This is a genomic window from Moorena sp. SIO3B2, from assembly GCF_010692525.1.
Taxonomy (GTDB): Bacteria; Cyanobacteriota; Cyanobacteriia; order Cyanobacteriales; family Coleofasciculaceae; genus Moorena; species Moorena producens.
Map to the genome: position 1 here is coordinate 1 of NZ_JAAHHE010000154.1, position 11,637 is coordinate 11,637.

The 11,637-nt window shown below is 43.5% G+C and carries 10 protein-coding genes; 6 read left to right on the top strand and 4 right to left on the bottom strand.

The genetic code is table 11. The features are described 5' to 3' along the window. Positions 1-62: 62 nt before the first annotated feature. Positions 63-2,366, top strand: coding sequence for a dynamin family protein (locus F6K38_RS24670; RefSeq protein ID WP_287357782.1), 2,304 nt, complete (start codon positions 63-65; stop codon positions 2,364-2,366). 284 nt (positions 2,367-2,650) lie between these two features. Here the strand turns inward: F6K38_RS24670 and F6K38_RS24675 are convergent, their stop codons facing one another. Then, a complete protein-coding gene (locus F6K38_RS24675) occupies positions 2,651-3,814 on the bottom strand; it encodes a 5-(carboxyamino)imidazole ribonucleotide synthase (RefSeq protein WP_287250888.1) in 1,164 nt (387 codons plus the stop codon). 223 nt (positions 3,815-4,037) lie between these two features. After that, positions 4,038-4,418: a pentapeptide repeat-containing protein gene (locus tag F6K38_RS24680; protein ID WP_008180578.1), complete on the bottom strand. Its 381-nt coding sequence runs from the start codon at positions 4,416-4,418 to the stop codon at positions 4,038-4,040. A 459-nt stretch (positions 4,419-4,877) separates the two neighbouring features. Between F6K38_RS24680 and F6K38_RS24685 the strand changes: the two genes are divergently transcribed. Further along, complete coding sequence (locus tag F6K38_RS24685; protein ID WP_044492381.1) at positions 4,878-5,228, top strand: phage holin family protein; 351 nt, start codon at positions 4,878-4,880, stop codon at positions 5,226-5,228. A gap of 467 nt (positions 5,229-5,695) precedes the next feature. On the opposite strand, the gene F6K38_RS24690 is transcribed toward F6K38_RS24685, so the two are convergent. After that, the gene (locus F6K38_RS24690) at positions 5,696-5,824 is read right to left on the bottom strand and encodes a hypothetical protein (RefSeq protein WP_267871995.1); all 129 of its coding nucleotides are present in this window, start codon (positions 5,822-5,824) and stop codon (positions 5,696-5,698) included. 655 nt (positions 5,825-6,479) lie between these two features. Between F6K38_RS24690 and F6K38_RS24695 the strand changes: the two genes are divergently transcribed. Further along, the gene (locus tag F6K38_RS24695) at positions 6,480-9,428 is read left to right on the top strand and encodes a zinc-dependent metalloprotease (RefSeq protein WP_131827130.1); all 2,949 of its coding nucleotides are present in this window, start codon (positions 6,480-6,482) and stop codon (positions 9,426-9,428) included. Positions 9,429-9,570: 142 nt separating this feature from the next. Here the strand turns inward: F6K38_RS24695 and F6K38_RS24700 are convergent, their stop codons facing one another. Further along, positions 9,571-9,783, bottom strand: a complete 213-nt coding sequence (locus F6K38_RS24700) for a hypothetical protein (RefSeq protein WP_154659696.1) — start codon at positions 9,781-9,783, stop codon at positions 9,571-9,573. Between the two features lie 187 nt (positions 9,784-9,970). On the opposite strand from F6K38_RS24700, the gene F6K38_RS24705 reads away from it, so the two are divergent. The 3 genes from F6K38_RS24705 (at position 9,971) to F6K38_RS24715 (ending at position 11,515) form a co-directional block, all read left to right on the top strand. Continuing rightward, the gene (locus F6K38_RS24705; protein ID WP_008180569.1) at positions 9,971-10,387 is read left to right on the top strand and encodes a hypothetical protein; all 417 of its coding nucleotides are present in this window, start codon (positions 9,971-9,973) and stop codon (positions 10,385-10,387) included. Positions 10,388-10,442: 55 nt separating this feature from the next. Beyond that, positions 10,443-10,685 carry a hypothetical protein gene (locus F6K38_RS24710; RefSeq protein ID WP_131827129.1) on the top strand — a complete coding sequence of 81 codons (243 nt, stop codon included), beginning with the start codon at positions 10,443-10,445 and terminating at the stop codon, positions 10,683-10,685. A gap of 71 nt (positions 10,686-10,756) precedes the next feature. After that, entirely contained in the window at positions 10,757-11,515 is a 759-nt protein-coding gene (locus F6K38_RS24715) for a DsbA family protein (RefSeq protein WP_008180566.1), read from the top strand. Positions 11,516-11,637 lie beyond the last annotated feature (122 nt).

Consider the following 11,637-nt stretch of genomic DNA (forward strand, 5'->3'; position numbering starts at 1 on the left):
GACTTTGAGGTTGCTTACTGTACCTCATACATGCAATAAACGCTATAAAATAAATTGGAAAAATGGATTGGAAAACTGCTTCATCCTATTATGAAACTCGTTTAAGTCACGCTTTAACTGTGTTGCGCCACGCCCTTGATTTAGCCAAGCTTCCTCAAGCCGGAGTTCCTGGTCACCTCAAAGAGGTGCTGTTGGAAGAAGAAAAACCTGCTCGTCGTCAGCTTGAACGCTTGAAGAAGCGAGAATTTCGGATTGCTGTTGTGGGCTTGGAAAAGGCGGGAAAAAGTACATTTGTTAATGCCTGGTTAGATTGTGATTTACTGCCAGCAAAAGCGGGACGTTGTACCTTTACAACGACACAAATTTATTCCGTTGAACAAGATTCTCAGCAAAGGCTAGAAGTTGAGCCTAAAACCGAAGAACAATTTACCCGTCTTTTGCATGAACTGGAATCAGCTTCCAACAGTAATTCTAAACATAGTGATGGAGCAAAACAAGATTTAGAGACAATCCGAAAGTATCAAGACACTTTAAGACAAGTTCGTAGCGAAGGTCGGAAAACTATCCCATTTACTCGCCTAGAAGACATTAACAAAGACCTGAACAAGTATGTTGCTGATGAGCAATACGCCCATGCAGTATTAGAAGCTAGGCTGTATACCAATAAACTCGCCCAGGCTGAAGGTATTGTTTTCTATGATGTGCCTGGATTAGACTCAGGTTTAGCCAAGCATATAGAAGAATCTAGAGAAATGCTGTCAGATTGTGATGCTGTAATTTTGGTACAGCGAGATCCTAGTCCCAAGGGCTACGAACTTAAAATTGTTGAGTTTACTGAGCAGGGTGATAAGAATGTAAACGTTGCAGATAAATTTTTCGTTTTCTTGAGTCGGATTGATCAGTTGGCTAGTCCAGCAGCTCTTAAAGAACACCTTGATGAAGCATCAAATAGATGGCATGAAATAGCTAAATTATCTCCTGAGCAAATTGTACACGGTTCAGCGGGAGCTTATTTAGTATTAAATGGCTTCGCTAATCAACAAACATTGGAATCAGTTGGCAGTCCTGAAGAAATTTTAACTAAGCTTAACTCTGTGACAGGTATCGAAAATGAGGAAGTCTTAAAACAAGACGCGACTGGGATTCAGGAAATCAAGGCTCGTATTACTGACTATATTAATAATAAACGGGTTACTGTTTTACAGAAACGTTGTGAGGCTATAATTGAAAATATATTAACAACATCAAAAGAAATTTTTGATATCGTTAGTAAGCGTTATTCAGAGAATCCAGCGGAAGCCAAGCGATTACAAGAAAATCAACGTCGTATTGAATTTTCCCAGTGGTGGGAAGAAAAGTGGAAAACGATTAAAGCAGACCTCAGCGACTATTATAATGATAATATATGGAACTCTACTGCAGAAGGAGAAGAATCTCTCAATTCAGATATTGTAGAAAAATTTCGGTCTCGATACCTCCAGGATATTGAGACTAAAATTGAAGAAATTAGAACCAATACTGAGCAAAGAAAACAGCAAATTTTTAAAGAAAATAATTCCGGTGTATTTGATGCTAAATTAACTGACTATAACTGGCGGAAAGAACTTTCTGCTACCATTAGCATTTTCTTAGTAGATATTGCTCATAACCTTGCTCTGGAAATCAAGGAAGAAGCATTAAAGTTAGTTGACTATCTGACCACGTTACTCTGGAAAACCCAGGAATTAGAGCAGCGACTTATTGGTAATCCCGAGGAGTTTGTGGAAGTCTTAAGTCGAAGTTTGACGGCGTTATTTCTTCGCTTTGCCCGTCCCGTTGCCGACTCCTTAATTCGTGGACCTTTAGGGAGTGAAACTCGTCAGCGTATTGTGAAAAGACTGGGAGCCGATATAGAACTAGTCGATAATTACTACAGTGGGGAAGAGAAGGCTTTCAGCGTGCTAAAACGATATGTAAATCGTGGGTCAAAGTTGCTCTATGATCCCAAGCTGCGCCATGAGCTATTAGGTATTCGTGACGTCTCTGGGGATGTGCCACCAAAACCTACCAATTCAGCGGAGGAGGTAATCTTGGAAGTTGAAACGGATATCAAAGCCTTTGAAACCTATTTGCGTTTGGCCATCTTTGAAGCGGCAGGGTTTGAGCAATTTTGCCTACAGGAACTCGATCAATTGCGCGATCGCTTTATTCAATATGAAGCCGTGTGGCGAGGAGTAGCCCAGAATGAATGGTTAGAAGAAAATCCCTTACTAATGGCTGAAATGCCCGAACATTTAAAGGCTCACGAAGTCAATTTAGAAGTTAGCGATCGCTTACGCCAGTTATCTACTGCTTTAGCAAAGGGAGTAGGGAGTAGTAGAATGTAGAATTAATAATTTAGAATTTAGAATTAATAATTAAGAATTAATAATTGAGAATTGAGAATTGAGACTTCTACATTCTACATTCTACATTCTACATTCTTAATTCTACATTCTTAATTCTACATTCTAGATTCTAGATTCTAGATTCTACATTCTAGATTCTACATTCTAGATTCTACATTCTTAATTCTACATTCTACATTCTAGATTCTACATTCTAGATTCTACATTCTTAATTCTACATTCTACATTCTACATTCTACATTCTACATTCTTAATTCTGAGTATTAGCCATACCAAACCGATTCAACCTTCTCAATTACCTCTTGTACCGAATTCCCATCATTCAAAACCGTAACATGACCTAACTTACGTCCTGGGCGGGATTGAGTCTTACCATACCAATGGACAAACGCCCCTGGTAAACTGGCTAAGGTCTGCCGTTTCTGTTGGTAATCATCCTGGGAAGATTCATAACCCAAAAGATTGACCATTACTGCACTGGGACAATGCATCTGTGGGCTACCTAAGGGTAAACCTACCACGGCTCGCAGTTGCTGCTCAAATTGAGAGGTTTCGCAAGCATCAATGGTGTAATGACCGGAATTATGGGTACGAGGGGACACTTCATTAACCAAAACTTTGTTATTGCTAGTCAGGAATAACTCAATCCCAAAGACTCCCACTACCTCTAAACTAGTCAGGAGAGTTTTTGCGATCGCATTCACCTCCGCCACCGTATCTGGGCTAATCTGGGCCGGTGCAATCACTCGCCGACACACCTGTTCTTCCTGCTGAGTTTCCACCACCGGGTAAACCACCACCTCCCCATCTACAGAACGAGCAGCCATTACTGCCAACTCCCGTTCAAAGGGAATAAACTCTTCTAGCACCACAGGTTGATTGCTTAACTGGTTCCAAGTTTCCTGTAAGCTATGACTGTCTTTAATAATAAACGTACCCTTGCCGTCATAACCTTGGCGTCGCGCTTTCAGCACCAGAGGAAACTCTAACTCACTCAGGTTGATGGGGGTTCGAGAAGAGGCTAGGGACTTTAATTCCTGCTTACCCACTTCCCCCTCCAGACTGATAAACTCTGGCTGGGGTAAACCAATCCGATCGAAATAGCAGCGTTGGTCATATTTATCCAACAGTGGCGCTAGGGCCTCTAGTCGGGGGTAAAAGCAAATTCCCCGCTTTGCCAGATATTTCAGGGCATGGAGGTTAATAAATTCATTCTCAAAGGTAATCACATCACAGCGAGATGCCATTTGCTCGGTAGCCACCCCATCATCAATAGCAGCAAAGACAGTTTCAGCAGCAACACAGACAGCTGGATCAGTAATATTAGGAGTTTGAACCACTAGCCGAATACCCAAAGATTTGGCAGCCATTGCCATCATCCAGGCCAGTTGTCCTCCACCAATTACACCTACTCGTTTAATCGACATCCCAAAGACTCACAAGTCGCAACACCAGTTTTCAGATGCACCTCTAGCAAACAGTTATCAAATTTGCACACCATCCAGCATACCATCGGTCAAGTAAGCCCCATCGATCAAGACTGTTGACTATTTGATAGTCAACAGTCAACATTCAACAGTCAACATTCAACAGTCAACATTCAACAGTCAACATTCAACAGTCAACATTCAACAGTCAACATTCAACACCTTACCAACACCCCAAAGAGTCACGAGTCACCACACCAGTTGTAGGATTCACCCCACTTGCTACATCGCAGAGTTTTAACCGTTCTCTGACCGGTTGGATCAGGGTGCTAGTAAAATCAGCACCGGTGATGTCAGCCCCATCAAAACTGGCACGTTGCAGTAAGGCACCAGTAAAGATGACATCAGTTAAATCTGCATCATTGAAGCTAATGTTGTAGGTGTCGCTCTTGGTCAAGTCTGCTCCATGGAGATTAGCATTATTCAGGGTAGTATGTTTGATAGATGCTTGGATCAATTTGGCATCGGCTAAGTTAGCCTGGTCCAAATTGCAATAGGTAATTTTGACTTTCTGTAAGTCTTCACCAGATAAGTCTGCTCCCACGAGTTGTTTCCCATCGCAGGCTATACTCTTGGCGTGAACGGGTAAGGGATAACAAAAAACAGAGCACGCAAATAAGAATGTAACCAGTAGCCGGAAAAACATAAAGATTTATTGCTGCAATCGTCCAATTTAATCATACTGTGATGCATAATCACTTGAGTTATACCAAAGGTAAGCATATGCGCGTTCGCGCACGCTGCTTGAGGTGCCGTCAGCGGTCAGCGGTCAGTGCTCAGCCGTTGGCTGAAAGCTGAAAGCTGATAGCTGAACGCGATCGCGTGTGCCTAGCACATATGCTGATGGCTGAAAGCTGATAGCTGAAAGCTGAACGCGATCGCGTGTGCCTAGCACATATGCTGATGGCTGAAAGCTGATAGCTCATAGCTGACGGCTGAATGCTTACAGGCTAATCTTGCCAGAATCGCTAAAATCATAGTGAGCGATATTTTTGTGAGATCGATGCTTAATATATTTTTGACTTGGCTGCTAAGTGCTATCTCACTAATGATTACTGCTTACCTGGTACCAGGAATTACCATTAGTGGTTTTGGTGCAGCTGCTGTAGCGGTAGTAGTCATTGGTTTAGTGAACGCCATCATTAGACCGATTCTAGTGATTCTGACCTTGCCCATCACAATTTTATCCATGGGACTATTTCTGTTGGTGATTAATGCTATCACCCTATCCCTGGCATCCTATTTCACTCCTGCTGCGTTTATGGTCAACGGTTTCTGGCCAGCTTTTTTTGGGGCCATCGTTCTGACTTTGGTGTCTAGTGTTATCAATAGCTTGGCTGCTAATCAAGTTTAAGCTATCAGCTATCAGCGTGTCGCGTATCAGCCGCTTTAACTGCACGGGGTCGGATTAGTAAAACCAGCAGGGATTCTGAACCAGACGTAGCATAACCCCTGGTGCTTGTTTACTACCTGCCGTTGATGAGCTGACTGTTGACAGCACCTCAAGTAGCGTGGGCGTAGCGCATTTGCTGAATGCTTACCTAATTTAGCTGACACTACTTTCAGTCAACTATACTTCTGAGCTTAAGTAGTCAGCTGCAAGGGCTGACTAATAAATACCTGAAAGCTGACTGCTCAAAGTATAGCTTGACTTGAAGTCACTGTACAGTTTTTTTGTAAGCATTCAGCTATCAGCCGTCAGCCGTCAGCTAATTAACTAATCAACGGGAGGTAGTAAACAAGCTTACGAACGAGTATGGCTGGTTGACAATCCCTGCTCGTTTGACTGATCCGACCCAGTGCAGTTAAAGCGCCTACTCGCTAATAGCTGATAGCTGTTCGCACCTCAAGCAGCGTGGCCATTAGCGTAGCGTGGCCAACGGCCAAGGCCAAGCGTGCGCGTAGCGCATTAGCTGACGGCTGAATGCTTAGGTTTTTTTGAACTGCCAAGGCTCAAAGTACAGGAAAAATAGATCTAGACTAACCCAAGGTGTGGAAATTTCGGGGTGCTTGAAGGGTTAGTCCATTGATTCGTCTATTTAATTAAAAAAAGCTATAGTAAAACCACTATAGTAAAATCACACCATCTTGAATAAAAATAAATAGAACATCTAAAACCATGGCTCTGCTCTGTGCTTCCCATTGATAGTAATACTTAAGTAATACTTAGGAATCAGAAGCTATAAAGATTAAACTAATCAACAACTAATCAATTGTAACTCTAGCAGCTATCAATTGGTTGAAGTACTTTCGTCTTGGGGAGTAGGGAGTAGAGAGTAGGGAGTAGGGATAAAAAAAATGAAGGGACATTATATAGCAGAAGTCAGAAGTCAGAAGTCAGAAGTCAGAAGTCAGAAGTCAGAAGTCAGAAGTCAAACTCTTGCGCTTACAAAGGGTGTGAGACTTTTGTCATGTCCTAACTGCCCTGGCGACTGCTATAAGTGTCATAAACGCTATAATCAATAATTAATTGTCAAATTTAGGAAGTTGGTAATTATGAGATGAAGTGATGAAGTTTAAATTTTTAAGCTTTCATGATTCCTAACCATGATAATTATTAATCAGTCCTCTTTATTTTCGTAAAAAAAAAATTAGTGATTAATCGATGAAAAGAATAAAGTTCTTGATATTATGTGTGTGTGCATTCGTCTTGGTACTATCCCCTTTGTACCTCCAAACCATAGCTCTATCTACTCCAAGGGGCAATACTTTGGATCAACAGTTGGGTCAACAGATTGTTGACTCGCCCCAACTAACCTTAGCCCATAACCAAGTTCAAACTCCTGAAATTGCTGAAGGCCCCTCAGAGGCACCCTCAGAGGATTTATCCGATTCAGATAGTAGTAATTCCAAGTTAAAGCCCTTTGATAAGGTCGTAGAAGATGCCGAAGAATTAGCAGGATTACTCACCCTCTACCGCAATAAAGAAAAAGACAAAGTTTATTTAGAAATTGAGCCCGATCAACTAAATCAAAACTTCCTATGTGTTGTCACCCTTGCTTCGGGAATTGGGGAGTTGGGGCTCCAAACAGGTTGGCCAGTTAATGATTTTTTGTTCCAATTCCGCCGCCGACAGAAGACCATAGATTTAGTCATACCAAATATCTACTTCCGTACTCGACCCGGTGACCCCCAAGAGCGTTCTGTTAAGCGTTCTTTTAGTGATTCGGTGCTATATTCCCTGCCCATTACTAGTATTCATCCAGAACGAAAAACTCTGTTGGTGGATTTAACACAACTCCTCGTCAGCGATGGGTCTTTCTCTGGACTATCATCGGCTTTTCCTTGGATATTAGGAGGCAGTTATGGAGTAGACCCTCAAAAATCCTATGTCAGTGATGCTCAAGCATTTCCGTTGAATGTAGAGATTGAGTCGGTTTATGGGTTTTCTGGTGGAGGAGATTTATTCTTTCCCTTAAGGAGTCTGCCAGATCAACGGGCATTTAATCTTAGTGTCCGCTATAGCTTTTCTAAACTACCGACCAACAATGGTTACCGTCATCGACTCGCCGATGAACGGGTAGGCTATTTCATCAGTGCTTATCAAAATCTATCCAATCAAAACCGGAAACAGCCCTTTATCCGTTATATCAGGCGCTGGCATTTAGAAAAACAAGACCCTACTGCTACTGTATCCCCCCCAAAAGAACCGATTGTATTTTGGATTGAAAATACTGTACCTCTGGAGTACCGAGATGCAATTCGGGAGGGGGTTTTGATGTGGAATGAAGCCTTTCGGGAGGCAGGGTTTGACAATGCCATTGAAGTGCGGCAAATGCCAGATGATGCGACCTGGGACCCCGCTGATATTCGCTACAACACCATTCGCTGGTCCAATTCTTTTCCCTCATTCCCAGGCATTATCGCTATGGGTCCATCCCGAGTGAACCCCTTGACTGGGGAAATCTTGGATGCAGACGTGATTATTGATGCTAATGCGGTGCGCTGGATCAAAGCCGAATACCAGGCTATTGCTTCCCAGCCTCAATCCCAGGCATTATCTGGGTTATCCCAATTCCCGTTTAATGGTTCCCTGTGTAGTAATGGCATCAAAAGTCCTTACCTCAAATGGCAGGAAATCCTCAAGAGCAATCCTGGCAAAGCGGCTCAGTTGAACCTACCAGCTGGGCAATTCCTAACCGGACTAACCCAAGTCCCAGACCATGAGTTCTGTTTTGGCATGGCATCAGCTCAGCAAGCTAAATTTGGAGCATTGTCTCTATCGATGGTAAACCACGAGTTGCCCAGTGGTGAGGAAATGAAAACCTTCATCCATCAGTATTTGCGCTACCTGACAGCTCACGAAGTTGGTCATACTCTGGGATTGCGCCACAATTTCCGGGGCAGCACCATGTTGAGTCCAGAGGAATTGAATAATACTGAGATTACCCGCAACCAAGGGCTAGTCGGGTCAGTCATGGATTATGTACCAGTTAATCTAGCGCCAGAGGGAATGGAACAGGGAGATTATTTCTCGACAGTGGTTGGTCCCTATGATAAGTGGGTGATTAAGTATGGCTACAGTCCTATTGATGCTCTGACTCCTCAACAAGAATTACGCACACTGCGCAAAATTGCTGCTGAAGGATCTGAAATAGGACTATCCTATGCTACAGATGAGGATACTTTCGATTTTATTGACCCAGAAGCTAAGGTTTGGGACCTGAGTGGTGATCCATTGCGCTACTCTCAGTGGCAAATGGAGAATGCTAAGGCAATTTGGAAACGGTTGAACACCAGTTACCTCCTGCCTGACGAAAGTGCTGGGGATTTACGCGATCGCTTTGATACGGTCTTCTCCTATTTCTTTGAAAACGCTATGTCCCTTACTGGTTATATTGGGGGACAAACCTTTAATCGAAACTACACTGGTGGCAAGACTGGCACACTCCCCTTTGAACCCATCCCTGTGGAAAAACAGCGTCAGGCTTTAGCCATGCTCGGGGAGTATATGTTTGCTGAAGATACCTTTAACTTCTCACCCCAACTCCTCAACCAGTTAGCCCCATCTCGCTGGACTCACTGGGGTACTTTTCCCACTATTTTCCCCCTCGATTATCCCATTCATGACCGAGTGATGTTAGTTCAAACCATTGTGCTGGGGGATTTATTTTCATCAGAACGGTTGGCTCGTTTGCGGGATGCTCAACTGAAAACTAGTTCCGGGGAAGCCTTGACCATGGCAGAAGTGTTTGACACTGTTCAAGATAGCATCTGGAAACTAGATAGTAACGCTAAGATTGAGCCAATCTCTAGCTTGCGTCGGGGATTGCAACGGCAGTATATGAGTCTTTTAGTGAACATGGCACTGCGCAATTCCAATAGTCTAGAAAGTGCCCGCACCTTCCCTGAATTTATTATTGCTATCCAAACCTTTAATACTCCCGAGGATGCTCGGGTCTTAGCCCGGTATAAACTCCGTCAATTGCGGGATGCGATCGCAAAGACCTTGAACAAACAAGGGAAAAACCTTGATACTGCTAGCTTAGCCCACTTAGAAGGCGCACGCGATCGCATTACTAAAGTCTTGGATGCACCGTTGCAATCGGAATAAATCATGACTTGAGCCGTAAGCTCTCAGCTCTCAGTTTTCAGCTATCAGCTATCAGTTTTCAGCTATCAGCTATCAGCTTTCAGCTATCAGCTATCAGCTATCAGCTTTCAGCTATCAGCTATCAGCTATCAGCTATCAGCTATCAGCTATCAGCTAAAGGCCAACCGCTGAGGGCTGAGGGCTGACCACTGACGGTTGACGGCTGAATCCTTACCTTAAGCCACTCCCCCGAATTGAATTTGGGGGATTCTGTTTGACCCGGTGGGTGGAATGAGCCTGTTGGTGGAACAGGCATCTTGCCTGTTTCATTTCCCGGCGGTCTGTCCCAACCCTGGCCACGAGGCGGAACAGGCATCTTGCCTGTTTCATTTCCCGCCTGTGGTCTTCCCAGGAATTTTTCTTTCCTGGCAATAGTACCCTTAAGGGTACTGCCGATCTAGGAATACTTTTTAGATATTAGAAGAGGGTTCAAGGTCAGTGAGATTTATTCACCTGATTTGCATCCGTGAGTACCTAATTGAAGTAAAAAGTAAACCAGAGTCATGAGTAATCAAAAAAAGAGTATCTTGATCGTTTTAAGTTGTTTGATTCTTGCAGCAATAACCATATTGCCAGCCCAGCCTGCCTTTGCCGCTAATGGGTGTAGTAGACGTGACTGCATCCAACATGAACTTCGCACTCAAGCTGCTTGTACATTGCAAGGATCTGATGAGTCTGGTCTACCTCCAACTGGAAAAAATCCTGGATGGTATAAAGGACTAAATACAGAGATCGACCATCAGATTTTAGGGGGTGATGTTGTTGCCTATAAAATTCAATGGTTCAATGGTTCATGGTCTGGCTGGTATGTGACAGGAGTTAATGATATCGATCATAAATTTAACACTGGTACTAACGACTTGCGTCGTATGTGGAGCTATTTTACTGACCACAAACATCAATACATTTTGTGCAAATAACCCTGATTTATAATAGATTTCTTGAGAGAGAATAAGACTATCAAGAAGTTTATAGATGTCTTCCACAGAGGAAGACATCTTCCTGTTTTATGGGATGCCAGGATTACGTCTGGAGGGTGCATCTCAATGCATGGAATTAGGCAAAAATTATAATAACATCTCCACACTCCCGACACTCCCATCTATTAATCTATCCCTTATAGCACTACCCATTAAGGTGTTTGACATTGATACAAGCTCAAAAGCTGTTTTAGTAAACTTTTGCCTATTGCTAGCATGCCTATTGCCTTGCCCGTAGCGCTATACCAATCCGTTGCCGATGTTGCCTCATGTGAGATACCCTATGCCTTGGTTCCATTTAAGACAATCATGTTCACTAAGCTCCTTAGCATTTTCCAGAAAGCCCTATCACTGACAGGATTAGTACTACTCCTGTGCTTCTCAACCTGGTCACTGCCAGCCACAGCAGCCTCCAAGATTAGTCCTCAACTAGAACAACAAATACTCGAAGTCATCCGCAACCACCCAGAAGTAATCCTAGAATCGGTCCAGAGATACCAGCAGCAACTGGAACGGGAAAGCCAGCAGCAACAGCAAGCAATCTTGCAGGGCTTCAAAACCAATCCCCAAGCCTTCATTGGTTCCTCTCCCGCGACTGGCTCCACTGAAGATAAAATTGTGCTAGTAGAATTCTCAGACTTTCAGTGTCCCTTCTGTGCCAGAGCTCACGACACCGTCAACCAGTTTATAGCAAACCATGGTGATGAAGTCACCTTAGTTTACAAACACTTCCCCCTTACCAGCATTCATTCCCAAGCCCTGCCAGCCGCTCAAGCAGCTTGGGCCGCCACTCAACAAGGCAAATTCTGGCAGTACCATGATGCCCTCTTCGCCAATCAAAAGCAATTAGGAGAAGAGTTATATCTTGCCATTGCCCAAGACCTAAATTTAGACCTAGAGGAGTTTAACCGAGATCGGAACGCAGCTGATCGTGCTATTGCAGAAGACATGCAGCTAGCAGAAATATTGGGACTGAGCGGCACACCCTTCTTTGTTATGAATGGTGAAGCCTTCTCTGGTGCCGTGCCCCTACAACAGATGGAAGCGATATTGGCACGAGTGCGCTAAATAAAGTAGGGTGGGCAAATTAATCTAATCTCGAATAGTCACAATAACCAAACTGTTTTTGCCCACCCTACAAGCTCAATAAAGTAGGGTGGGCAAATTAATCTAATCTCGAATAGTCACAA